28 protein-coding genes and 1 pseudogene are annotated in these 23,118 nt (G+C 68.6%); 18 read left to right on the top strand and 11 right to left on the bottom strand.

Annotation, left to right across the window (positions count from 1 at the left end):
- Window positions 1-18 precede the first annotated feature (18 nt).
- Window positions 19-1,296, top strand: a complete 1,278-nt coding sequence (locus tag C5E06_RS18560; RefSeq protein WP_104307852.1) for an aminoglycoside phosphotransferase family protein — start codon at window positions 19-21, stop codon at window positions 1,294-1,296.
- Window positions 1,293-1,664: a hypothetical protein gene (locus C5E06_RS18555; protein ID WP_104243353.1), complete on the top strand. Its 372-nt coding sequence runs from the start codon at window positions 1,293-1,295 to the stop codon at window positions 1,662-1,664. Before C5E06_RS18560 ends, C5E06_RS18555 begins: the two co-directional genes overlap by 4 nt.
- A gap of 122 nt (window positions 1,665-1,786) precedes the next feature.
- Here C5E06_RS18555 and C5E06_RS18550 read toward each other — a convergent pair whose 3' ends face one another.
- Complete coding sequence (locus C5E06_RS18550) at window positions 1,787-2,443, bottom strand: response regulator transcription factor (protein WP_104243351.1); 657 nt, start codon at window positions 2,441-2,443, stop codon at window positions 1,787-1,789.
- Window positions 2,440-4,047: a HAMP domain-containing sensor histidine kinase gene (locus C5E06_RS18545; RefSeq protein WP_181063047.1), complete on the bottom strand. Its 1,608-nt coding sequence runs from the start codon at window positions 4,045-4,047 to the stop codon at window positions 2,440-2,442. Before C5E06_RS18545 ends, C5E06_RS18550 begins: the two co-directional genes overlap by 4 nt.
- 147 nt (window positions 4,048-4,194) lie before the next feature.
- On the opposite strand from C5E06_RS18545, the gene C5E06_RS18540 reads away from it, so the two are divergent.
- Window positions 4,195-4,536, top strand: a complete 342-nt coding sequence (locus C5E06_RS18540; protein WP_181058043.1) for a tryptophan synthase subunit alpha — start codon at window positions 4,195-4,197, stop codon at window positions 4,534-4,536.
- 109 nt (window positions 4,537-4,645) lie between these two features.
- A complete protein-coding gene (locus C5E06_RS18535) occupies window positions 4,646-5,395 on the top strand; it encodes a metal-dependent transcriptional regulator (protein ID WP_104307850.1) in 750 nt (249 codons plus the stop codon).
- 60 nt (window positions 5,396-5,455) lie between these two features.
- Here the strand turns inward: C5E06_RS18535 and C5E06_RS18530 are convergent, their stop codons facing one another.
- The 3 genes from C5E06_RS18530 to C5E06_RS18520 form a co-directional block, all read right to left on the bottom strand.
- Window positions 5,456-6,385: a metal ABC transporter permease gene (locus C5E06_RS18530; RefSeq protein WP_104307849.1), complete on the bottom strand. Its 930-nt coding sequence runs from the start codon at window positions 6,383-6,385 to the stop codon at window positions 5,456-5,458.
- The gene (locus tag C5E06_RS18525) at window positions 6,382-7,107 is read right to left on the bottom strand and encodes a metal ABC transporter ATP-binding protein (protein WP_258067778.1); all 726 of its coding nucleotides are present in this window, start codon (window positions 7,105-7,107) and stop codon (window positions 6,382-6,384) included. Before C5E06_RS18525 ends, C5E06_RS18530 begins: the two co-directional genes overlap by 4 nt.
- 71 nt (window positions 7,108-7,178) lie before the next feature.
- Entirely contained in the window at window positions 7,179-8,132 is a 954-nt protein-coding gene (locus tag C5E06_RS18520; protein WP_104307847.1) for a metal ABC transporter substrate-binding protein, read from the bottom strand.
- A gap of 171 nt (window positions 8,133-8,303) precedes the next feature.
- Here C5E06_RS18520 and C5E06_RS18515 point away from each other — a divergent pair, with 171 nt between their 5' ends.
- Entirely contained in the window at window positions 8,304-9,218 is a 915-nt protein-coding gene (locus C5E06_RS18515) for a pentapeptide repeat-containing protein (RefSeq protein ID WP_258067776.1), read from the top strand.
- Window positions 9,219-9,230: 12 nt separating this feature from the next.
- On the opposite strand, the pseudogene C5E06_RS19735 reads toward C5E06_RS18515, so the two are convergent.
- Window positions 9,231-9,763, bottom strand: a pseudogene (locus tag C5E06_RS19735) (hypothetical protein); the annotation flags it as partial.
- 1,409 nt (window positions 9,764-11,172) lie between these two features.
- On the opposite strand from C5E06_RS19735, the gene C5E06_RS18505 reads away from it, so the two are divergent.
- From C5E06_RS18505 to C5E06_RS19100, 3 genes are read left to right on the top strand one after another with little or no spacing between them, the layout of a single operon-like run.
- Window positions 11,173-11,421 (top strand): hypothetical protein, encoded by a 249-nt coding sequence (locus tag C5E06_RS18505; RefSeq protein WP_104307845.1) that lies wholly within the window; start codon window positions 11,173-11,175, stop codon window positions 11,419-11,421.
- A 54-nt stretch (window positions 11,422-11,475) separates the two neighbouring features.
- Window positions 11,476-12,015 carry a hypothetical protein gene (locus C5E06_RS19105; RefSeq protein ID WP_146081425.1) on the top strand — a complete coding sequence of 180 codons (540 nt, stop codon included), beginning with the start codon at window positions 11,476-11,478 and terminating at the stop codon, window positions 12,013-12,015.
- On the top strand, window positions 12,008-12,460 hold the full coding sequence (locus C5E06_RS19100) for a hypothetical protein (RefSeq protein WP_146081424.1): 453 nt from the start codon (window positions 12,008-12,010) through the stop codon (window positions 12,458-12,460). Before C5E06_RS19105 ends, C5E06_RS19100 begins: the two co-directional genes overlap by 8 nt.
- Before the next feature lie 61 nt (window positions 12,461-12,521).
- On the opposite strand, the gene C5E06_RS18500 is transcribed toward C5E06_RS19100, so the two are convergent.
- Both C5E06_RS18500 and C5E06_RS18495 read right to left on the bottom strand, forming a co-directional pair.
- Window positions 12,522-12,701 (bottom strand): hypothetical protein, encoded by a 180-nt coding sequence (locus C5E06_RS18500; RefSeq protein ID WP_104307844.1) that lies wholly within the window; start codon window positions 12,699-12,701, stop codon window positions 12,522-12,524.
- A gap of 635 nt (window positions 12,702-13,336) precedes the next feature.
- Window positions 13,337-14,182 carry a PhzF family phenazine biosynthesis protein gene (locus C5E06_RS18495; protein ID WP_104307843.1) on the bottom strand — a complete coding sequence of 282 codons (846 nt, stop codon included), beginning with the start codon at window positions 14,180-14,182 and terminating at the stop codon, window positions 13,337-13,339.
- Window positions 14,183-14,377: 195 nt separating this feature from the next.
- Between C5E06_RS18495 and C5E06_RS18490 the strand changes: the two genes are divergently transcribed.
- The 4 genes from C5E06_RS18490 (at window position 14,378) to C5E06_RS18475 (ending at window position 17,618) form a co-directional block, all read left to right on the top strand.
- The gene (locus tag C5E06_RS18490) at window positions 14,378-14,857 is read left to right on the top strand and encodes a hypothetical protein (RefSeq protein WP_104307842.1); all 480 of its coding nucleotides are present in this window, start codon (window positions 14,378-14,380) and stop codon (window positions 14,855-14,857) included.
- Between the two features lie 55 nt (window positions 14,858-14,912).
- Window positions 14,913-15,497 carry a TetR/AcrR family transcriptional regulator gene (locus C5E06_RS18485; protein ID WP_181058041.1) on the top strand — a complete coding sequence of 195 codons (585 nt, stop codon included), beginning with the start codon at window positions 14,913-14,915 and terminating at the stop codon, window positions 15,495-15,497.
- A 103-nt stretch (window positions 15,498-15,600) separates the two neighbouring features.
- Window positions 15,601-16,446, top strand: coding sequence for a sugar phosphate isomerase/epimerase (locus C5E06_RS18480; RefSeq protein ID WP_194687166.1), 846 nt, complete (start codon window positions 15,601-15,603; stop codon window positions 16,444-16,446).
- A complete protein-coding gene (locus C5E06_RS18475; RefSeq protein WP_104307840.1) occupies window positions 16,443-17,618 on the top strand; it encodes a Gfo/Idh/MocA family protein in 1,176 nt (391 codons plus the stop codon). Before C5E06_RS18480 ends, C5E06_RS18475 begins: the two co-directional genes overlap by 4 nt.
- 34 nt (window positions 17,619-17,652) lie before the next feature.
- On the opposite strand, the gene C5E06_RS18470 is transcribed toward C5E06_RS18475, so the two are convergent.
- Window positions 17,653-18,417, bottom strand: a complete 765-nt coding sequence (locus tag C5E06_RS18470; protein WP_104307839.1) for a maleylpyruvate isomerase family mycothiol-dependent enzyme — start codon at window positions 18,415-18,417, stop codon at window positions 17,653-17,655.
- A gap of 46 nt (window positions 18,418-18,463) precedes the next feature.
- Window positions 18,464-18,748, bottom strand: coding sequence for a hypothetical protein (locus tag C5E06_RS18465; protein WP_219819656.1), 285 nt, complete (start codon window positions 18,746-18,748; stop codon window positions 18,464-18,466).
- A 184-nt stretch (window positions 18,749-18,932) separates the two neighbouring features.
- On the opposite strand from C5E06_RS18465, the gene C5E06_RS18460 reads away from it, so the two are divergent.
- Both C5E06_RS18460 and C5E06_RS18450 read left to right on the top strand, forming a co-directional pair.
- Window positions 18,933-19,466 carry a quercetin 2,3-dioxygenase gene (locus tag C5E06_RS18460; RefSeq protein WP_104307838.1) on the top strand — a complete coding sequence of 178 codons (534 nt, stop codon included), beginning with the start codon at window positions 18,933-18,935 and terminating at the stop codon, window positions 19,464-19,466.
- Between the two features lie 150 nt (window positions 19,467-19,616).
- A complete protein-coding gene (locus C5E06_RS18450; RefSeq protein ID WP_104307837.1) occupies window positions 19,617-20,225 on the top strand; it encodes a LysR family substrate-binding domain-containing protein in 609 nt (202 codons plus the stop codon).
- A gap of 31 nt (window positions 20,226-20,256) precedes the next feature.
- Here the strand turns inward: C5E06_RS18450 and ppk2 are convergent, their stop codons facing one another.
- Entirely contained in the window at window positions 20,257-21,162 is a 906-nt protein-coding gene (gene ppk2, locus C5E06_RS18445; protein ID WP_104243321.1) for a polyphosphate kinase 2, read from the bottom strand.
- Between the two features lie 507 nt (window positions 21,163-21,669).
- On the opposite strand from ppk2, the gene C5E06_RS18440 reads away from it, so the two are divergent.
- The 4 genes from C5E06_RS18440 to C5E06_RS18425 form a co-directional block, all read left to right on the top strand.
- Window positions 21,670-22,131: an Asp23/Gls24 family envelope stress response protein gene (locus tag C5E06_RS18440; protein WP_104299820.1), complete on the top strand. Its 462-nt coding sequence runs from the start codon at window positions 21,670-21,672 to the stop codon at window positions 22,129-22,131.
- Entirely contained in the window at window positions 22,128-22,328 is a 201-nt protein-coding gene (locus C5E06_RS18435; protein ID WP_181058039.1) for a DUF2273 domain-containing protein, read from the top strand. Before C5E06_RS18440 ends, C5E06_RS18435 begins: the two co-directional genes overlap by 4 nt.
- The gene (locus tag C5E06_RS18430) at window positions 22,325-22,696 is read left to right on the top strand and encodes a hypothetical protein (RefSeq protein WP_104307836.1); all 372 of its coding nucleotides are present in this window, start codon (window positions 22,325-22,327) and stop codon (window positions 22,694-22,696) included. Before C5E06_RS18435 ends, C5E06_RS18430 begins: the two co-directional genes overlap by 4 nt.
- Window positions 22,693-23,118 (top strand): hypothetical protein (locus C5E06_RS18425; protein WP_104307835.1); only part of this gene is annotated, 426 nt, incomplete at its 3' end. The genes C5E06_RS18430 and C5E06_RS18425, both read left to right, overlap by 4 nt.

The raw sequence follows: 23,118 nt of genomic DNA, 5'->3' as shown, positions 1-23,118 counted from the left end.
GCCCGCAAGGGGGAGCGCATGTTCGCAGCAGCCAGGCAGGTGATCGAGGCCGTGGCCACAGGCACCGGCCGCGAGGTGGCGTCGGTGACGCTCGCCTGCGCTGAGCCGAGCGGCGACGGCGTGCTCGCCGGTTACGACGTGGAACTCGCCTCGCAGCAGGGCCCAGACGAGCGCATCCGTCTCTTCATCGACACGGCCACCAACCCGGCGGCTGCGTCGACGGTGGGCGAAGCGCAGAACTGGACCACGGTGCAGAACCCCGTGACTCGCGAGCAGGTGAGGGTGTGGCGATACCCGCACGACCCGGCCCTGCCTGCCCTTCCCGCGACGGCGTTCCCCGACTCCGCGCGCGAGACCGCGGCCCGCTTCGGGGCCGTCGGGGAAGGCCAGCTCGAGATGCTCGCCTACCGGCCAGGGCGCCGAGCAGTGCTGCGTCTTGCCGGCCCGGACGGCACGCTGTTCTTCAAGGTGGTCCGGCCGGGGCACGCAGAGCCGCTGCACCGCATCCACGAGGAGCTCGGAGGTGGCGGGGTCGCCGTTCCACGCAGCCGCGGATGGAGCGAGGCGGGTCTCGTCGCACTGGAGCGAATGCCTGGGCTGCCTGCCGACGCACACGTGCCCCACACTCCTGAGGCTCGGCTCGAGTTCCTGGGGGAACTGCAGTCGCTGGTCGCGTCGATCGGGGCGGCGCCCGTCTCACGAGGAGCCCGTGCGAGCCTCACGACGGGGCTCGACTGGTACCTGCTGCGGCTCCACGACCTGCTCCCCGCGCGACGGGCCGACATCGATGGGATCGCGGTGAGCATCCGCCAAGCGCTCGCCGAAGCGCGGCCGGGGCCAGCGCGCACGGTGCACGGGGACCTGCACCTTGGGCAGATCTTCGTCGAGCCGAGTGCCCGCCCCGGGGGCGGCACTTCGATCACGGGGGTCGTCGACATCGACACGGCTGGCGTGGGCGACCTCGCCGACGACCTCGGCGGGCTCTACGCGCACGCCATCGTGACGGCCCTCACCCACGATCTCGGCGGGAGAGCGGAGCTGCGCACGGCCACGTTCGAGCTCGCGGAACTCGTCAGGTTCGCCTGGGGCGAGTTCGCCAGCACCTGGACCCAGCCGGGCGGATCCGGGCTCATCACGGACGACCCCGACCTGAGTATCCGATCCAGCGCGGTCGCCCTCACGCATTTGCTCTCGCACGCGTTCGGGGCTGCCGTGCGAGGAGGGACCGGGCTCGATGCGCTGCCTGATCGCATTCTCGATTTCGCGAGTGCCCTCTCGAAGGAACCGAGACGATGAGCGCCGAGAAGCCCCGACCTCGCTGGCTCGTCGTGGCCCTCGCCGGGGCCGGTGCGCTCGCCATCGTGCTCGCGGGGGTCACCTTCGCGCAGGCTACGTCGTTGCGCTCCTCGCCGGGCGAGGTCGTCAACCTCGGACCGATCGTCGGCGAGCAGTCGCCGGCGACGACGATCAGCGTGACTCCATCGCCGGCCTCTTCCTCGGGGCCGACGCCGACCGGTTCGCCGACACCGAGCCCGTCGTCGGGCCCGCTCCAGCCGTCGCTGCCGACGGGTGGCATCCAGGCGCCGGTGCCCGTGGAACCGGTGGCCCCCTCCCAAGTCGACGACGATGATGACGATGATGACGACGACGACGGCGAGGATTGACGACGACGCTGGGGGCTGAGACGACGCTGACGATTGACGGCGAGGTCGAGGACTGACGGCGGCAGGACCTTGCGCTTGGGCACGCCGCCGACGCGGAGATGTGACGGTCGCCGGGGCCCGCTTCAGCGCAGCCGGTATCCCATGCCCCGCACCGTCTCGATGCGCTCGGAGCCGATCTTGCCGCGCAGGTAGCGCACGTACACGTCGACGACGTTCGAGCCCGGGTCGAAGTCGAACCCCCAGACCCTGCTGAGCAGCTGCTCGCGGCTGAGGACCTGCCCGGGGTTGGCGAAGAACTGCTCGGCGAGCCCGAACTCGCGTGCCGACAGGTCGATGTCGGTGCCTGCGACCCGCACGCGGCGCGTGCGGAGGTCGAGCAGCAGGTCTTCGTGGGTGAGCTCCGTGCTGGCGGCCTGCCCCGAATCCCGGAGCCGAAGCCGGATGCGTGCGAGGAGCTCGTCGAACTTGAACGGCTTCGCGAGGTAGTCGTTGGCGCCCCCGTCGAGGCCCCGCACGGTGGACTCGACCGAGGTGCGGGCCGTGAGCATGATGACCGGGACCGTGTGCCCCTCGGCGCGCAGCCGGTCAAGGACCTCGAAGCCGTCCATTCCGGGGAGGCCGACATCGAGGAGCACGAGGTCGAAGTCGCCGCCGCGGGCAAGCTCGAACCCATCGGTGCCCGACGCTGCGACGGCCACCGCGTACCCGGCCGATTTCAGGCCCTTCTCGACGAATGATGCGATGCGCGCCTCGTCTTCGACGACCAGGATTCTGCTCATGCGGTGTCCTCTTCCTGGGGGTGTTCCTCGGGGTGCTGGGGTCGTGCGCCGTTCGATGCATCGGATCCGCTTGCCCCGGAGCGGTCAGGGGTGCCGGGCCTGTCGGGGCCAGCAGATCCGTCCGCGGGGACGACGATCGTGAAGGTCGACCCGAGTCCCGGCCGGCTCGAGAGCTCGACTCTTCCACCGTGGCCGCGCGCGATCGATTGCACGATGGCGAGCCCGAGCCCCGACCCGGTCTGGCTGCGGCCCGTCTCGGCACGCCCGAAGCGATCGAAGATGCGCTCCTGTGCGGAGACTGGGATGCCGACGCCCTCGTCCCGGACCCAGAGTCGGAGCTCGCCGCGCGCATCCACGAGACTGCCGAGCTCGATCCTGGAGCCCGGCGGCGAGTACTTGGCGGCGTTGTCGGCGAGCTGCAGCCAGGCCTGCGTCAAGCGGCGGGCGTCGACGTCGACGACCCCCGGCGCCGTCTGACCGAGCACCCACTCGTGGCTCGAGAGGGCGCTCGCCTTCGCCTGGACCTGCTCCGTCAGCTCGAGCACGTCGCAGGGGGCGATGCTCAGGAGTCCCTGCTGCTCGCTGACGGCAAGCGCTTCGATGTCGTCGATGAGCTCGCTCATGCGGTCGAGCTCGTCGAGGGCCAGCGCCACCGTCGCCGTGGTGTCGGCAGGGTCGTTCGGGTCGAGGAGCTCGAAGTGCCCACGCACGATCGTGATGGGGGTCTTCAGCTCGTGACGGACGTCGTCGAGCAGCTGCCGCTGGGAGGTGAGCGAGCCGTCGAGGCGGTCGAGCATGCCGTTGATCGTCGCGGTCAGGGCGGAGACGTCGTCGTTGCCGACGACCGGGATGCGCGCAGACCTGTTGCTGCCCGTGATCGACGCCGCCGTCTCTCGCAGCTCCCTGAGTGGCCTGAGGAGGCGGCCGGCGACGAACCAGCCCACGAGACCGACGGCGGCGAGCGCCGCGACGGCGACCATTGCATACGTCTGGAAGGTGCTGTTGGTGTCGGCGAGCTCGGCCCGGAGGTCGTACGCCGCGAGGTACAGCGCGTCGCTCGAGCCGTCGCCGACCGTGAAGGGGACGGCGATGTAGCGGAGGGCGAGAGCGCCGTCGACGAAGGTGCCCATGCGCGCCGAACCGTCGGCGGTCTCCGCCACGGCTCGTTCGACGAGGCCGGGCACCTCGGCGAGGGAGAACGGCGTCGGCGTCGCCGGGATGAACGTCGGCACGCCGTCGACCAGCCCGAGGGCGCCCTCGTTGCGTTCCGGGACGAAGCGCTGCATGACCAGCTCGAGGGCTTCGGTGCTGCTCGAGAAGGAACGGGCCGGATCGGGGGCAGGGGCGGCCGGGGCCGCCGGGTCCGACGTCGTGGGCGCGGCGGCGTCCGTGCCGCTCACGAGGCCGCTGACGTTCTCCGCGAGGGCGACGAGGCGTTCATCGACTCCGCTCAGGTCGCGCTCGCGGGCCGCGAAGTAGCTCGTCGCGCCCGCGACGATCATGCCGAGCATCGTGACGAGCAGGATCGACGCGAGGATGCGAACCCGCACCGAAGCGCGGGGCCGCACCTCCCGCCGCCCCTCGCCCGCCGTGGTCACCTGCATCCACTGATTATCTGGGGCGCACGAGTCCAGAGCCTGGCAGGTGAGAAGACTCTCACGCAGCCGTGCCCCCGTGCGGCCCCCACTCGTCCGCCCGGTCCCGCTCCACAAGCCCCAGCGGGAAGGTGGCATGGCGCGTAGGCTCGTCGAGTGGAAACCGAGCGCTACGAACTGACCAGGCGAGCAAGCCTCGAGGTCCTGCGCGCCGAAGCGCAGGACGAGCGCGAGACCATGATCTACGCTCGCGCTCGCCGCGGCGAGGACCCGTGGCGCTTCATGCAGGAGCTGCCGACGGTCGACGAGCTCGTCGTGCTGCTCATGCGCGCCGAAGCCCTCGAGCGGGGCGGAGACGAAGCCCCCTCCAGCGGTGAGCATGACGCGCAGCTCATGCGTCGCATCGCGACCGAGTACCCGCCGCTCGGGCCCACCGTGTGGACCATGCTCGCCGGGAGGAGCCGATTCGGCGACCGCTGGAACGCCCGAACCGTCTGAGGCTGCTGGGCCTGGGCGCTGGGCCTGGGCGTCGTGCGCCGAGGCTCTGCCCGTTGCGGCAGGCTCGGACGGCGGCCCCGGAGCTTCCCCTGCCCGTAGGCTTGTGGGCATGTCGGTGTCAGAACTCTCGGTGAGCGCGCAGAACTACCTCAAGGTGGTCTGGAGCCTCCAGGAGTGGTCGGATGCGCCCGTCACGGCGACGATCGTCGCCGAGCGCCTGCAGCTGCGGCTCTCGACGGTGTCGGAGGGCATCCGCAAGCTCGCCGATCAGGGGCTCCTCGAGCATGCCCGCTACGGCAGCATCTCCCTCACGACCGAGGGTCGCGCCCACGCGCTGACCATGATCCGCAGGCACCGGCTCCTCGAGACGTTCCTCGTGGAGGTGCTCCAGTACGGCTGGGATGAGGTGCACGACGAGGCGGAGAACCTCGAGCACTCCGTCTCCGACCTCATGGTCGAGCGCATCGACGCGATGCTCGGGCATCCCGAACGCGACCCGCACGGCGACCCGATCCCGTCCGCCGCTGGCGAGGTGAGCATCCCGCAGGCCGTTCTGCTCAGCAGCCTCGAGGCAGGGAAGCGGGTTGTCGTCGAGCGCATCTCGGACTCGGACGCCGAACTCCTCAAGTACTTCGCGGCGAAGGGCCTCACGGTCGGGGCGCGCCTCGAGATCGGCGAGAGCGACCCGTACTCCGAGTCGATGCTGCTCACGGTGGCGGACGTGGACTCGGTCGCTGATCACGGCGAAGGCGACACCGCCGCAGGTGCTGCCGGCACGGCCGATTCAGCGGGTCCCGTCGCGACTCCGTTCGCCCTCGGGCCCGTCGCCGCTCGAGCCGTCTGGGTGACGGAGGCCTAGAGCTTCGGAGATCTGGAGCTTCGGAGATCTGGAACGTCGGGAAGCTAGAGCGTCGGGACGCTAGGCGGTCTTCGTCTCGGCAGCCGCCCCTTCGATATCCGTCCCTGTGGCACCCCTCGCCTCGGCGCTCTTGCCCCTCGAGCGACGCCTCGCGAGGATCCGCGACGTGACGAGGCCCTGCGTGGGGGAGAGCAGGTAGGCGAGCAGGAAGGCGAGGCCCTGCGCGAGCACGATCATCCCGCCGGAGGCGGCGTCGAGGTAGTAGCTGGCGTAGAGGCCCGCCGCCGAGCAGACGACGGAGACGATGGGGGCGATGACGAGCATCCGCGCGAAGCTGCGCGTGAGCACCGTCGCGGTTGCCCCGGGGATGATGAGCATCGCCACGACGAGGATCACGCCGACCGTCTGCAGGGCGACCACGGCGGTGAGGGCGAGCAGCCCGAGGAGGGCGCCGCGGAGGACACGCGGGTCGAGGCCGATCGCGTGGGCGTGGGTGGCGTCGAACGCGACGAGGGTGAAGTCTCGCCGCTTCACGAGGAGGACGACGGCGACGATTGCGGCGAGGATGCCGATCTGCACGAGGTCGGTGGGGCTGACGCCGAGGAGGTTGCCGAAGAGGATGTGGCTGAGGTCGGTCTGGCTCGGCGTCACCGAGATGAGTACGAGACCGAACGCGAAGAGGGTCGTGAAGACGATGCCGATCGCCGCGTCCTCTTTCACCCTGCTGGTGTCGCGGATCACGCCGATGAGGCCGACGGCGAGCAGCCCGAAGGCGAGCGCCCCGAGCGCGAAGGGAGCCCCGACGATGTAGGCGAGCACCACCCCGGGAAGGACGGCGTGTGAGACGGCATCTCCCATGAGCGACCACCCGATGAGCACGAGCCAGCAGCTGAGGAGGGCGCAGACGACGGCCGTGATGACGGTCGTGATGAGGGCCCGCACCATGAACTCGTAGCCGAGGGGTTCGAGGAGGAGATCGACGAGGCTCATGCTGCCGCCCCCGTTCCGGTCTCGATGCCGAACGCGAGGGCGAGGTGCTCGGGACGGATGATCTCCTCGGGGCTCGCGTGCAGCAGCACCCGCCGGTTGAAGAGCACGGCCTCGTCGGCCAGCTCTGGGAGGGAGCCCAGGTCGTGGGTGGCGATGAGGATGCACACCCCCTGCCCGGCCAGCTCCCGAAGGAGGCTCGTCATGGTGGCCTGGGAGCGGGTGTCGACGCCCGCGAAGGGCTCGTCGAGGAGCAGCACCTCGGCCTCCTGGGCGATGCCGCGGGCCACGAAGGCGCGCTTGCGCTGACCGCCCGAGAGCTGGCCGATCTGCCGACCCGCCAGCTCGGAGAGCTCGACGCGCTCGAGGGCGGCATCGACAGCCGAATGGTCGCGCGCCCGCGGCCTCCGGGTGATGCCGAGGTGCCCGTAGCGCCCCGTCATCACGACATCGCGCACCGAGAGGGGGAAGTCCCAGTCGACCTGCTCGCTCTGGGGAACGTAGCTGACGCTGCCCCGCTTGCGCGCATCCGCCGAGGAGCCCCCGAGGATGCGGACGGTGCCCGCATCGGGGCGCACGACGCCCATGATCGACTTGAACAGCGTGGACTTGCCAGAGCCGTTCATGCCGATGAGCCCGCAGACCCTGCCTGGGGCGATGGAGAGGCTCGCGCGGTCGAGGGCGAGCACCTCCCCGTAGTGCACGGTGAGGGCGTCGACCTCGATGGCGGGCGCGGCCCCGCCCGCTGATGGCCCCGCGTCGGCCCGAGGAGTGGATGCAGGGCTGGATGCTGCGCTCACGATTCGCTTCCCGTCTTGCCGGTCAGTCCGGCCACGATGGTGTCGACGTCGTGCCGGATGAGGTCGAGATAGCTCGGCACGGGGCCGTCTTCCTCGCTCAGCGAGTCGACGTAGAGGGTGCCGCCGAACTCCGCACCCGTGGCGTCGACGACCTGCCGCATCGGCGCATCCGACACGGTCGACTCGCAGAACACCGCTGGAACGTCGTTGTCGCGCACATGATCGATGACCCCGGCGATCTGCTGCGGGGTGGCCTGCTGCTCGGCGTTGACGGGCCAGATGTAGACCTCGTCGAGCCCGGCGTCTCTCGTCAGGTACGAGAAGGCCCCCTCGCAGGTGACGAGGGCCCGTTGCGATGCGGGGAGAGGCTCGATCGCCGCGACGAGCTCGTCGTGCACGGCCTGCAGCTCTGCCTTGTAGGCGGCGGCGTTCTCTTCGAAGACGCTCGCGCTCGCGGGGGCGAGGTCGGAGAAGGCGGTGACCATGTTGTCGATGTACAGCTGCACGTTGAGGGGCGACATCCACGCGTGGGGGTTCGGGAGGCCGGCGTAGGCGTCGCCCGCGATGGGCACTTCCTCGACACCCTCGCTGACCACGGCGTGGGGGACATCCATGCCGGAGACGAACTGCTCGAACCATGCCTCGAGGTTCATGCCGTTGTCGAGGATCAGGTCGGCTTCCGACGCCTTCGCGATGTCGAGGGGGGTCGGCTCGTAGCCGTGGATCTCGGCACCGACCTTCGTGATCGACTCGACGCGAAGCTCATCGCCGGCGACCTGCCTCGCGATGTCGGCGAGCACCGTGAAGGTCGTGAGGACGACGGGCCGGTTGTCCTCGCCCTCAGTGGAGGGGGCGCAGGCGGTGAGGGACGCGAGCGTGACGAGGGCGAGGCCCGCCGCGACGATGCGGCCGGCCTTCCGTCGGGCTGCGCGCAGCGCGGGGGTCAGCATGACCAGAGCATAGCGCTACGGTGGCCAGAAGATCAATGTTCGGTGCGCCGAACATTTGGCTGCTGCTCGCGGACGATCCGCGGCTCGAACCAGCGACGCTCGGCGATCGGGGAGTCGTGACCCGGCCGTGCACAGCTGCACGCGTGCGCGGAAACGTAGGCTGACGCCACGATGTCTCCAGGTGAATTCAGCGAACCGCTGCGGCACCGGCCCACGGTGCCGATGCCCGGCGGAGCCGCGCGCAACGGGCGCGGCGCGAGCGCCGACACCGCGCGATTCCGGAGCGACTGCGCCAACTGCGTCGCCCTCTGCTGCTCGGCGCTCGCCTTCTCGCGCGGTGACGACTTCGCGCACGAGAAGCCCGCCGGAAAGCCGTGCCGGAACCTCGACGAGAACCTCGGCTGCGGCATCCACTCGGCGCTCCTCGAGCGCGGATACCGCGGCTGCACCGTCTTCGAGTGCCATGGCGCCGGGCAGCGGGTCACGCAGGAGACCTTCGGCGGCGGCGACTGGCGGGAGGGCGACGACCTGCGGGAAGCCATGTTCGCCGTGTTCCCCCTCGTGCGCCAGCTGCACGAAGTGCTGTGGCTGCTGGCCGAGGCGAGGCGTCGCACCGCCGATCGCTCGCTGCTGCGACGCATCGACACGCTCTTCGATCAGGTCGACGCGCAGGCCGCCTCGCCCGACCTGGCCTCGCTGCGCGCCGCCGTCGAGACGAGCCGGCCTGCCGCCGGCGAGCTGCTCGGGGCGGTGAGCCGCGAGGTGCGACGGATGCACGTCCCGCGGCGCCGTGCATCTGGCGCCTGGTCACGGATCGAACCCCGCGGCGTGTACCTCGGCACGGACTTCTCTGGCAGCGACCTGCGGGCGGTCGAGCTGCGGGGTGCCCTGCTCATTGCGGCGAAGCTCCGAGGTGCCGACCTCCGCTGGGCTGACCTCCTCGGCGCCGACCTGAGGGACGCCGAGCTGCACGGGGCCGACCTGCGCCACGTGCTGCACCTGACGCAGCCGCAGCTCGCGGCCGCATTCGGCGACGACGCCACGCAGCTGCCCGAATCGCTCACGAGACCGCGCCACTGGGGGTAGAGGCTGGGACTGTCACTGGGGCAGCCGCTGGTCGGGAGCGTCGCGATCGGGCTGGCGGGGTCGGCGTGGCCTGTTTGACAAAGCCCTAGTTTCGTCGATCACGGCGTTCAGGACAGGGTCCGCTCGGTTGACCAGGGCGAGCCTGACGGAGCATGTAGCGAGTTCTCGCCAGGGCTTGAGGTGACAGAGGCGCCGCTCGATGACGTTGCGTCCACGGAAGTCGTCTCGGTCATACCCGGCCGGTCGACCGCCGCGAGATCCGCGTCGTTTCCGGTCCCATGCTGGCCGGCTGGTTCCGGGATCACCGAGCGGATGCATCGCTCGTGCAGGTGCGCGCGAATCGCCAGTCTGGCCGGGGGTGACCTCGATCACCAACGGTAGCCCGCTCCCGTCTCCGAGCGTGTGGATCTTGGTCGAGAGGCCACCTCGGGAGCGGCCGATCCCAGGTGCCATCAGAGGCCATGCGGTGATGCCAGGTCCATGCCGCCTGCCCACGGGCCGAACACCTCAGGAAGATCACGCCACGCGATGCCCATCCGATATCGCTAGGGGATCGCCTATTCCGACGTCCGAGCGCCCGAGAACTTTCGAAACGGCGACGCTCGTTTGGTCCTAGGTCAAGTCACAGTCGACGATCAACCTCACCTCGTCGGGTACACCGTCGTCGGTCAACTACGCCGGCGATCTTCATCGAGTCCAGCCAGCGAGTTGCAGATGACGTGGCCCGCGGATTCAAGAACGTCACCGGCGACTTGACGGACCACGTGGAGCTGCACCGTGACTGCCACAGCCACGACCCTAAGCGCTCTGTCCTTCGCGCAGTCAATGGGATTGAAGAATGAACTGCCCTCATCGACCGCACGCAGTGGGTCTAGGCTTGGGGCGTCGATCCGGCTAACGAGGACTGGGCGTGCGCGATGAGGTTCGCAAGTTCGGGATACCTCCTCGAGGCTCAGAGATCCGAGACTCGTCGCCCCCAGCGCCTTCTTGCTTAGCGCATCCCCGCGCCCCCGGCGCTTGCCGACTTGGCGCGTTCCGCAGCAGATCGGCCTACGTCCGACGAGGGTGACAACCAGCACTGCAAGGACACAACTACTTATCGCTGCGACTCATAGTCGTGAGATACGTAGTTCCCATGTGCCCAAACCAACGTGATCGACGCAGAGACCTCAGCAAGAACTGGTGCCCCGAAGGAGAGCCGTTCTCGTCGGCTGCTGGACGCTTGAGCCAATCCCGTCGCGACGCGCTGCATGAGCCAATCCCGTCGCGACGCGCTGCATGAGCAATTTGTAGATGCGGGGCGAACCGAGTACCGCGCCTCGGTCCTCTTGCTCGTATTCACTGCCCTCGATCCAACTAACGCGGACCCCCAGGTAGCCGGATCGCCCAGCCGAAACGGAGCAGTCGACATTCTTCTCACGTCACCGTCAGCCCCGCCGGAGAAACGGAAGGAAGACATTTTGAGACGTGTCACCGGTGTTGGCGCTTCACTGATAATCCTGACCTCGCTCGCTGTCGCATCGCCACCAGCTGCCTCCGCAGCCGAAAGCGATCTAATTAAGCTAGAAGACACCAACATCGAGCTCCTGGAACAGCTTTCCCCTGAAGATCACTGCCTCTGGAACAAAACGGTCTACCCCGCTGGAGGCACAGGGTACGCAGACAACTCGCTTCCTTACGACGGCATGGGCGCGACAAGGCTGCCGTGCTCGTAGTTCGCGCTGAGGCACTTCGAGACAACATGGGCTCAGCAGTGGGCGTCGAGGCGATCGGTCAGGGCGAAGTTTCTTCGCTGCAGATTCTGGTTGATGAGGCAAGTGCAGACGCACGCACGCCAGCGGACTTGCTTTCAAAGAGCCCCTAAGGTGCCGAGGCTCTTCGTGTCCTCGAAGAAGCTGGCGTCGCAGTAGAAACCCGCCTCGGAAATTTCCCATCGATCAGTGAAATCTGCCAAGTGGAAGAGCGCCTTGACCAGCTGACGGCTGAGGACGGTTCAGCGATCTCCTGGTACTCCGAACCAAACACGGCTTCGGGCGAAATCGATGTTGTGGTGAACGCCCCTCTAGCCGAGTCAGGCACGCAAGCTAGAAGCAACCTCTTTGAGCACGTCAACCTCACCGTGGACCCCAACCTCGAATCCTCCGCGCGCACCAACGACACCGCGCCGTTCAAGGCGGGCACCGACATCCGCTACACGGACTGAAGCGCAGGTGAAGGGATGCGCTGCTCGTCTGCGTTCCGCCTCAACGGAAACTCGATGCTCACTGCTGAGCACTGCAACGGCAACAGCTTCAAGACCGTCGTGGGCACAGACGTCGGTAGCCGCTACCTGCCACTCGACTCCATTAGCCTCGATGTGATGCTCATCGCGAACAAGACATACTCGAACCTCATGTACACCGGTGGCCAATACACGAACTCGACGATCTCCGCGACCGGAAACTATCCTCACTACACTCTGCCGTTTGGAGCGCAGGTTCTATTGTCAGGTGCCCGCAGTGGGCAAGTTTCGCTGAGATATACGGGAAACTGGACCCAGTTCGGCTACGCAGATGGGTGCCACAACCTCGGCGGCGAGGGAAAGCGTTGCCAAGTCTTCGGGGCCAACGCCGACCCGGATGAGTGCATTGGCGGTGACAGCGGAGGACCGCTGGCCGTCTACGATCCTGCGAACGGACGGGTTATTCCTGTTGGTATTCAGTCAGCCACAAATGGCGACCGCACGGGCTACCATAAGTGCATTGCTACGCACACCATGGCAGTGACCTACGCCTGCGGAGGAGCCACACTTGGATAACGGTCGGTGGAGGCTCACAGCAACGCTACTCACGCTCGCCCTGGGAACGTCAACAGTCCTGGCAGGGTGTTCCGCTACGCCCGCGAGTCCATCTGAGAGCATCGACTACCAACAGTCCGTAGCCGAAGCAGGAAGCGAATCCATCACAGCCGAAGTCTCTGTTGCAGCACTCAACGACGGCAAAGTTCTGCGAATTGAGCGATGGGAATCGCCAGAGTGCTGGACTGTTCCCGTGTCTGTCACCTGGGATACCGAGACAAGCGTTCGAGTCGGATTTGAAACCGAACCTACGGTCGAAGAGGGCTCCTGCCCCAACACAGCCGCTTGGGTACTCAGCGATATCACACTCGACCAGCAGATCCCGGCGAGCGTCGATGAGATCACAGTGAAGCTAGATGGGCTCGCGATCTCGCCAGAAAGTTCAGAAGTGACCGTTTCGGTCTAGCCCCAAAGAGGCCAGTAAGGGCAGCACCCCCAAGTGGGCGTGCTGCCCTTGCGTCGATGACCTAAGCCTGGTCGATCCGCACGTGGACGATAGCCGCTCCGCATCCCTCGGCCTGGCCGTCGACGTGCGTCGCGGAGAACGCCTCGCGCGAGTTCTCGCGCGTGAGGAACCTGCCGTCCCTGACGATCTGAGCTGCGGCAGCCTCGGTGGTGCGGTGACAGAGGTCGATCGTCTCGGCCATGGGGTCAGCTCGCGCCCTTGTAGAAGCTGACCCTATCGGGGTACTTCTTGCTGAGCTGCATGGCAGCCTTGCCTCGCCCGGGCGTGCCGGTGCCCGGATCAGCCAAAGCAGCGACCTCGACGGGTTGTGCTGCGGCCGCTGGCTGCGTTTCTGCTGGACCCGGCGGCGACGGGGTTCGCCCCACCCCGGTCAGGCTGGACACGCGGAGTTGTGGGCGGCTCAGGAGGGTTCTCCTCTGATGCCGGCGAGGTCGTTCGTCTCGTTCTGGTGCGCGCGAGCGATCGTCAAGTCAACCGAGACCGACCGGTCGACGAGCCTCGTTACGGCGCCGGCAATAGTCCGCTTGGTGAGTACGCGGTCCCAGGCGACGTCAGGGGCCATGCGGTGATGCCAGGTCCGTGCCGCCTGCCCACGGGCCGAACACCTCAGGAAGATCACGCCACGCGATGCCCGTCCGATATCGCTAGGCGATCGCCTCATCCGACGTCCGAGCGCCCGAGAACTCTCGCGTGAGACGCCCCGTCGGGGCGGTCAGCATGGCCTTGATCAACGACCACTGAACGTCCGAAAGCAACCGAAAACGAGATGTCTCACCAGCCTCCAGAACAAGACACGCAAGCTCTGTCAGACACGCCCTAGGCGAGTGCCGTGCCCGAGAAGAGCGTCGTCGTGGCGCCACCGACCCAGACGGCCCCGGAGTCGTCGACTGTCACGGTGATGTCACCGGCACGGCCGAGGCGCGTGCCCTGGGAGACTCGCCAGCTCGAACCCGGAGCGGTGCCTGTGCGGTGCATCCACTGGGCCGTCGACGCGTTCATGCTGCCGCAGACCGGATCCTCCTCCACGCCGATGGCGGGCGCGAAGCTGCGCAGCTCGAAGGCGTGCGGCGCCCCTGGAGGGTAGGCGCCGACGGCTCCGACCATGGCATCAGGCAGGAGGGAGAGGTCGGGGTCGAGGTCGAGCACCTCCTGCGCGGATGCGAGCTGCACGATGGCCCACCCCGGTCCGTTGTCGATCCACTGGTGGGCGGTGACCTGGTCTGCGCTGATGCCGTACGCCGTGACGATGCGAGCCAGGAGCTCGGGCTCCAACGGGCCGCTCCGCAGCGTGGGCGGAGCGGCGAACGCCAGGCGTCCCTCGTCGATGCGCACCTCGACGAGGCCGGCGCCGCACTCCTGGACCACACGCCCAGCGTTCTTCGGAGTGCCGCCCCGCTCGAGCCACGCGTGCGCCGAGCCGAGGGTCGGATGGCCGGCGAAGGGGAGCTCCCCGCCCGGGGTGAAGATGCGCAGTCGGTAGTCCGCTCCTGGGTTGGTCGTCGGCAGAACGAAAGTGGTCTCGGAGAGGTTCGTCCACCGTGCGACGTGCAGCATCTCGTCGTCGGTGAGACCTGCGCCATCGAGGATGACGGCGACCGGGTTGCCGAGGTACGGGGACTCCGAGAACACGTCGACTTGGGCGAAGGGGCGCGAGGTGGGCACGAGGTGGGCCTTTCGGAGATGACGTGGCACGGAGGAGGTGCCACGACGGGTGAGGGGGCGAGGAAGGTGCGTGTGCCGCAACCGTACGACGGGTCCACTCGGAGCGCCCGTGCCAATCCGGCCCCGCTGGACTTGCGATCCACGAGCCCCGAGGGAACCCACGCGCCGTCCAGGCGCGGTCGACAGAATCACGGCATGAGCGATGACCAGAGCGTTCCAGGAACCGGTGATGACCCGAGGGAGCGTCGAGGTGCTGAGCACCTTCCGCCCGAGGGCGTCGACGAGGCGACGATCGCGGCCGTCGGGAAGCTCACCGAGGCCCTCGAGATGGTCGACCAGGCGCGTGGGCTTCTCTACGGGTTCCACAGGCTGACCGGCGCCGCCGACCTCGCCCTCGGTGAGGCGTCCGACGCGTTGCGCGACGCCGGACACGCGGAGGTCGCGGATCGCCTCGAAGCCGAGCTGGTGGGCCGGAATGTGATCGAGGGGCGATGGACGTTCCAGATCGTCGAGGATTACGACGACACCTACTGGGAGCCGTTCCGAGCAGCCGAGCGGGCCACCCGCGAGCAGCTCGTGGCTGGCAGGCGGCACCTGGCGGAAGCGGCGATGAAGGAGGACCGCCGGACGCACGGGGCGCGCCACCACGAGGCGAGGCCAAGCGGCGGAGCCTAGCGAAGGGGTTCGCAGAGGGTCCGCGACGACCCCGGCCCCGGCTACGATGCTTGGCGTGGCAGCAGACGGAGCGCGGGGGCAGTACGCGAAGGGTGTCGAGCGGAAGCGCGAGATCCTGGCGCAGGCCTACGAGACCCTCCGCGTGACCGGAGCGAGCGGCGCTTCCCTGCGCGCGATCGGCGAGTCCATCGGCGTCTCTCACGGCATGCTGACCCACTACTTCGGTTCTCGTGAGGGGCTGCTCGTCGCGGTGATCCGCGAGCATGACCACGTCAACGAGGGGCGCATGCCCGCCTCGGTGTCGCTCGTGCAGCGGATGCGGCTCAGCGCCGAGTTCAACGTGCAGTTCCCCGGAATGGTCTCGCTCTTCACGGAGATGCTCGCCAAGTCGGTCGAACCGGGGGATGGGCCTGCGAAGGTCTTCTTCACGGAGCGGTTCGCGCGGGCGAGGACCCGCTTGGCGGGCGAGATCGACGGGCAGCTCGCTGCCCTTCCCGAGGGGCGCCGCGCCGAGGCGTCCATGCTCGTCGACCTGATCATGGCGGCCTCCGACGGGCTCCAGGTGCGGTGGCTCCTCGAGCCCGACGTCGATGTCGCGGCCACGCTCGGGCTGCTCGAGCGTCTCGGTCAGGACCGCTGAGACTGGCCAGGCAGACTCAAAGTTGCCAACTGGCAATTTTCTAGTAGCGTCTCCAGGAGAGCGAACCGCGACGGGGCGGACGCCCACCGACACAGGAGTCACCGTGCCCACCACTCGACCAGAAGCGTCCCCCACTCGAACGGGAGCGCAGCGGCCAGCGACCTCGCTGCAGCTGTACAGCGTCAACTCGCACCTCGAAGCCGACCTCGACGGCACGCTCGCGCGCCTCGGCGAGATCGGCCTGCGCAACGTCGAAGCCTTCGCCTTCGTCGACCGCGCCGACGAGCTCGCGGCGGCCTTCGCCAGGCACGGCATCGCGGCCCCGACGGGGCACGCGATGCTCGTCGCCAAGGAGGTCACTCGCGAGGGCGTGACGACGCCGGTGCCGAGCCACGCCGCCACCTTCGAGGCGGCGAAGAAGCTCGGCATCGAGCTCGTCATCGACCCTGCAGTCTTCGACTGGTCGACCCGCGAAGCCGTTGAGGCGACGGCTTCCGCCCTCAACGAGGCAGCCAGGTCAGCCGCCGAGCACGGCCTCCGCGTTGGCTACCACAATCACGCGTGGGAGCTCAGCACCCTCATCGAGGGCGTCCCCGCACTCGAGTACTTCGCGGGGCTCCTCGACGACGAGGTGGTGCTCGAGGTCGACGTGTACTGGGCGCACATCGGGGGAGTGGACGCGCCAGCCCTGCTCGAACGCCTCGGCGACCGCGTGAGGGCCCTCCACATCAAGGACGGCCCGCAGGTCGAGAACCCGTTCGTCGCGGATGCTCCCTTCGACCCGTCGGGGCTCGGCCAGGTCCCGGCCGGTCAAGGTGCCATCCCGCTCGAGGCTGCCCTCGCGGCCACCCCGTCGGCGGAGTTCGCCGTCATCGAGTTCGACCACTTCGACGGCGACATCTTCGCCGCGATCGCCGCCAGCTTCGACTACCTGGAGAACCGCGCATGAGCAGCGAGCAGCTCGGCAGCGAGCACGTGCGCCGCGAGTCGGCCAGGCGAGGCCCCGTCGGCGTCGGCATCATCGGCACCGGCATGATCAGCAACGCCTACCTCGACAACCTGACGCGCTTCCCCGACGTGCGAGTCGTGGCGCTTGGCGACCTCAACGAGGCCCTCGCCGCGGAGAAGGCCGCGAGCTACGGCGTGCCGTTCTCCGGCTCGCCCGCCTCGGTGCTGGCGAACGACGACGTCGAGATCGTCATCAACCTGACCATCCCGGCCGCCCACGTCCCGGTCGCGCTCGACGCCATCGCGGCGGGCAAGCACGTGTGGATTGAGAAGCCCATCGGCATCGACCGCCAGGAGGCCAAGGCCCTGCTCGAGGCGGCCGACGCGGCCGGCCTGCGCGTGGGAGTCGCACCCGACACGGTGCTGAACCCGGGCATCCAGACCGCCCTCCGACACCTCGCGAGCGGCATCATCGGCACCCCGCTCACGGCCCGCACCATGATGCGCTACTCGGGGCCCGACCTGTTCCACCCCAACCCGGCGTTCCTGTTCGCCCGCGGCGGCGGCCCACTGCTCGACATGGGGCCGTACTACGTGACGACGCTCGTGAGCGCGTTCGGCCCCGTCAGGAAGGTGTACGCGACGGGCTCGACGGCCAAGGAGGCCCGCACCGTGAAGCTCGGCCCGAACGCGGGCCAGTCGTTCCCCGTCGAGGTGCTCACGCACGTGGATGCGCTCGTCACCTTCGAGAGCGGCGCCAGCGCGCAGCTCACCTTCAGCAACGACTCCCCGCTCGCCGAGATGGGCACCGTCGAGATCATCGGCCCGGGCGGCATGCTCATCACCCCCGACCCGAACCACGCCGACGGGGGCACGCGAGTGGCGCGCCACCCGCAGGAGTACTCGGAGACGCTCGAGCCGAGCTGGGAGGAGTACCCGGATGAGGGCACGGTCACTGGGCGCGGGTACGGCACGCTCGACATGGCCCGCGGCATCCGCGAGGGGCTTCCGCACGTCGCGACCGGCGAGCTCGCCCTGCACGTGCTCGACACCATGCTCGCCATCGAGGAGTCGGCGGCGGCCGGCGAGGTCGTCGTCGTCGAGAGCACGCTCGAGCGGGTTCCGCTCGTCGATCACCAGCGAGACCCGTTCGCGGCGACGCTCCGCAGCTAGCGAGCGCCTGACGCTGTCGCGGCGCTCGCGGGTCTCACGGGGCGAGCGGGTGCGCGAGCACCCGCTCGAGTGCCGCGGCCGAGCCCGTGAGCCGGGCGTCCACCGTCGTGAGCTCGCGTCGCTTCCAGAGGAGCAGCAGCGCGTCCTCCGCGCTCAGCTCGAGCGTCGCGTCGGCTGGGGTGGTGGTCTCGGTGGGCCGGGACTCACCGGCCACCACCTCGCCGATCGGGCCGAGCCGCACCGGCAAAGGTGCGCTCGTGCCGAGGTCCCGCAGCTCGAGGTCGACGCGCTCGTCGAGCGACGGCATCCGCCCGAGCGACACCTGCCTCGGGTACATGTCGTGCGCGACCTCGGCGACTCCGGCCGCCGCGATCGTGGCCGGAATGGGCGCCGTGATGCCGAGGCTGTCGGTCGCGTCCCAGAGGTGCAGGGTCGTCTCGAGGGCCTGCCGCCTCGCCCAAGTGGATGCGCGAGCGGGCGGGTAGAGGGCCCAGCAGGGCGCGTCCTCCGGCAGTTCGCGCAGGGTCGCCACGAGCTCGGCGGCGCCCTCGCGGAACCAGGCGACCAGCGCGTCCCGGTCATCGAGCGGCGCCTTTGGGGTCAGCCGCTCGACCTGCTGGCCACCGCCGAGCAGCTGGGCGCGTGCCCATCGGTGCACGCCACCGAGGTGCTCGGTCAGCTCGGCGAGCGACCAGCCAGGGCAGGAGGGGACGGGTGTCGCGAGGTCTGCCGAGTCGAGGAGCGCCGCGAACGCGCTTGCCGCATCCGCGGTCACCTCGATGAACTGTGCGTGGCGCATGCTCAGATCCTAGAGAGTCGACCTCCTGCGCCGGTGCCTCGACCGGTCATCGGCGGCGGATGCGCCCGTAGAGCTTCACGAAGGACGGCACGACGAGGTACACCGCCAGCGGGACGACGACGAGCGTCACGACGCAGGCCCGGGCGATGGGGTGCCAGGACCCGACGAGGGGCTCCGCGAGCATCGACGTGATGGCGACGAGCGGGAAGATCGCCAGCCACGTGAGCACGGCGCGCACGTGGATGGAGGGCGGCGGCGAGGCGGGCGACCCGTTCGGCCCCTGCCCGTCGGGGTCGCCGACGCCTGGGGCAGGTGCGGTCGGCCCCGTCATGCTGCTCTTTCGCGACTCATGGAAGCCGATGGTAGTTGCCTACGCCGGCGCGTTCCGCCCCAGATGGGCACGTGCCCGTTAGGAGCTGGCTCACGTCCGTTAGGCAGGACCCCGTCGCGCAAGGCGCCAGGACTTGCGAGGGTTGACGACGAGGGCCGACCGGCCCGCAACAAGGAGGTTGCCGATGTCAGGATTCGCCCCGATCGAGAGCCAGCTCCCCGCGGCTCCGCTGCCGTATCTGATGGACGCCGCCGAAGGCGACAAGCTCGTGCTCTTCGACCAGCTCTTCACGCTGCTCACGACCTCGCCGCAGACCGCGGGCCAGTTCGACGCGTTCATCACGGAGGGGCGCCCGGGCAGGCCTGTCCCGCCGCACTTCCACGCTGAGACGCACGAGACGTTCTTCGTGCTCGAGGGGGCCATCCGGCTGTGGATCGACGACCGGCAGGGCAACCGCGAGACGCGCGTCCTCGAGGCAGGGGGCTTCGGATTCGTGCCGAAGGACACCATCCACTCGTACCGCATCGAGCGGACGGGGAAGATCTTCGGCGTCACGAGCGCGGGATTCACGGACTTCTTCCGGGCCGTGGCGCGGCCCACGTCGAAGCCCGGCATTCCGGAGGAAGCGGAATTCCACATCCCGGAGCCCGCCGTGTTCGGCGCGCAGGGTGCGAAGCACGACGTGCACTTCGTGCAGGGATATGAGCTGTTCGATTGATCACGGCAGCAGAGTCCGGCGAGCAGCGGACACCGGCGCACGCTCGCGTCGTGCGTGACGTCATCTTCTCCGAGCCTCCCGGGTTCCGGCCGCTCACCCTCGACCTGCACCTGCCGGAGGCGGAACGCCCACCCGTCATCGTGTTCGTGCATGGCGGCGGGTGTCGTAGCCTCCGCAACAGGCTCCCTTGCGGCGTCGGCGATCGCCTCGATGCTGCAGCGGGTTCCGGATGCGCGGCTCGAGATGCGCCGCACCGGCTTCTTCGAGGTCGTCGACGACCTCGTCAGCGACCGGGTCGACGTCGTGCTGGCGCCGTCACCCGTCAGCGCGTCCGACGAGGTCACCTGTGAGCCTCTCTGGTCGGAGGGGCGCATGCTCGTGGTTCCGGCGGGGCACCGTCTGGCGGCCCGCTCGTCGGTCTCGATCCTGGAGACGAACGATGAGGTGTTCGTCGCGGCCTCTGCCGGACCGCAGGAGATCCTCGACTGGTGGGTGGTGAGCCCGCGGGCCGACGGGACGAGGATCGTGCCGGGCGCATCCGCCGACAGCATGGAGGGCCTGCTCGAGCTCGTCGCCGCGGGGGCTGGCGTGAATATCGCCGGGAGCTCCGCCGCCCGCCACTACCAGCGCGACGACGTCGTGTTCGTGCCGATCGACGACATCGAGCCCGTCACCGTGATGATGTGCACGTCGCGCTCGAGCGACAACCCGCTCGTGCCCGTGTTTCGCGAGCTCATGCGAGGCCAGCTCTCGAACTGACCCGGCCCGGCCAGGCCGCGCGACGCCGGCCCTACTCGTCGGCCGTCTCCTGCTTGCCGCGCATCACGAGCAGCGGGTCCGGCTTCGTGACCACGTCGTGGTCCTTGCCCTCGTAGTCGAACTGGCCGAGCCAGAAGCGCATCGCGTTCAGGCGCGCACGCTTCTTGTCGTTGGAGCGGATGATCGTCCACGGCGCGTGCTTCTTGTCGGTGAGGCGGAACGTCTCCTCCTTCGCCGCCGTGTAGTCCTCCCAGCGGTCGAGCGACGCGAGGTCCATGGGGGAGAGCTTCCACCGACGCACGGGGTCGAGCTGGCGGATGGCGAAGCGCGTGCGCTGCTCGGTGCGCGACACCGAGAACCAGAACTTCGTCACGTGGATGCCGGAGTCGACGAGCATCTTCTCGAACGCCGGTGCCTGCTGCATGAACTGCGTGTGCTCGTCATCGCTGCAGAACCCCATGACCCGTTCCACACCGGAGCGGTTGTACCAGGAGCGGTCGAACATGACGAGCTCGCCGTCCGTGGGGAGGTGCTGGATGTAGCGCTGGAAGAACCACTGCCCGCGCTCGCGGTCGCTGGGCTTCGCAAGGGCGACGACGCGCGCCTTGCGCGGGTTGAGGTGCTCCGTGAAGCGCTTGATGGTGCCGCCCTTGCCGGCCGCGTCGCGCCCCTCGAAGAGGATCACGGCGCGCTTGTCGTTGTCCTCCATCCAGTACTGGCACTTCAGCAGCTCCACCTGGAGGCGGTACTTCTCGCTCTCGTACTCGTCGCGGCTGAGGCGCTCCTCGTAGGGGTACCCCTCCTGCCATGTGTAGACGGGGTTGCCCTGCGGGTCGATGAGGTCGGGGTCGTTGGTGTGGCCGTCGCGCACCGAGTAGCCGAGCGAGCGCAGGTGCTCGATGTACTCGCGCAGGTCCTGGGGTTGGTCGATAGCCATGCGTTCCTCCGGGGTCAGGTGCGGCGCGTCCGCCGGCGTGCAGGGGAGCGGATGCGGCGCCATGATGCGCCGCCAATGCGAACGGCATGTGTACGGGCCTGCTGGCGGGAGTCCGCGGTCGACCTCCGGGCGCTGGCCGCTTGAGAATTCCCCGGGTGATCCACATCGAGAACCGGGGAATCTTGGTTCTGAATATCGGATCTGGGGCTTCGGAGACATTTCCGTCAACAGTCGGAATCAAACTGGTCCAACGCGGATATGAGCAAGCTCGATCAGATGAAAAAGCCCGATCAAGTCAATCTTTGACGCGTGGCTCGCGTCGCGGCGGGGGTGCCTTGTTCAGTTGCGCGCCCAGCGGGGCTTCCTATGATCCTGCTCGCGTCGACCGCTTCACTTCCTGCCGAGACGAGTTCGAACAATTTCGTGACGAATCACGGCCCTGATGCGTCATACCCATACAGCCAGGCCGATGCGCCAGCACCGGCCAGAGATCACAAGGAGAACCTCATGTCGAACACCACCCCCGCCACCGGAACCCCGGCCACCAGCCGCAAGGACCTCCAGTCCGCACAGGTCGACGGACACGGCAAGACCACGATCGATGACGGCGTCGTCGCGAAGGTCGCCGGCATCGCCGCCCGAGAAGCACACGGCGTCTACGACCTCGGCGGCGGCGCGGCCCGCGCACTCGGCGCCATCCGCAACGCCCTGAACGCCACCGACCAGGGCCAGGGCATCAGCGTCGAGGTCGGCGAGAAGCAGGTCGCCGTCGACGTGACCATCGTCGCCGACTACCCCGTCGCGCTGCAGGACGTCGCGGACGGCGTGCGCGCCGACGTGATCCGCGCGATCGAGACGATCGTCGGCCTCGAGGTCACCGAGGTCAACGTGACCGTCAACGATGTCCACCTCCCCTCCGACGACAAGAACGAGGAGAAGGATGAGAAGGAAGAGGCGCGAGTCCAGTGAGCACCGCATCTCTCACCCGAACCGGCATCCTCATCGGCGCAGTCCTCGCGCTCACCTGGATCATCCTCGGCTTCTGGGCGTTCTTCTTCGTCGTCATCGCGATGCTGATCGGCGGACTGATCGGTCGGATCCTCGACGGCAAGCTCAACGCCAGTGCACTTGTCGACGTCCTTCGCGGACGGAACACGTCCTCATGAGCATCGCCGCGACGGCTCCGGGCGGCGCGGCGCAGCGAGGCACGACACGGCTCACCGCGAAGGCGCTGAACAGGCTCGTGTCAGCTGTCGCCGGTGACGCCCTCGGGGTCGACGCTGGCAGCGTCAGCGTCGACCACAACGGCAAGCTCGCACTGCGACTCAGCACCCCCATCCGCGTGCCCTCGCTGGGTCGCATCCGCGAACAGCCGAGCTCCATCTCCCGCAGCGGCGGCCCGCTCCTCGAGCGGGTCGAGACTGCGAAGACCACCATCCGTGACCGCGTGCAGAGCCTCAGCGGTTCGAGCATCAGCGCGGTCACCATCCGCCTGACCGGACTCGAGATCAAACCAGAGGAGCGAGTCAGATGAGCAGCCACACGTCGCTCTACTCCCGCGTCTCCCGACGCGAGACGCATTCGCCACGTTCGGCGCTCGCGATCGTCCTGGCCGTGCTGCTGATCATCGTGGCGGCCTGGGTCGGCACCGAGATCGTCCTGGCGCTTCTGGCGCTCCCCGCGCTGCTCGTCGCGCCGGTCGACATGTTCACGTCGACCCTCAGCGTCCTCGAGCAGCCCGCCCAGTACGTCGGCCCCGCCGGCGTCATCGTGGCCATCATCGGGCTGATCCTGCTCATCGCAGGCCTCGCCCCCGGTCGCCGTTCCCGCCACACCCTGCGCTCGTCGCGGACCGCAACCGTCGCGGACAACGCGGTCATCGCGTCCGCGCTCGCCCGGCACGCGGCCCTCGCCGGCAGCGTCAGCCCCGACAACGTCACCGTCTCGGTCTCGCAC

Source organism: Pseudoclavibacter sp. RFBI5, assembly GCF_002931395.1.
Lineage (GTDB): Bacteria > Actinomycetota > Actinomycetes > Actinomycetales > Microbacteriaceae > Pseudoclavibacter.
Note: the sequence above shows the minus strand (reverse complement) of the source record. Positions and strands in the feature narration are given on the sequence as shown.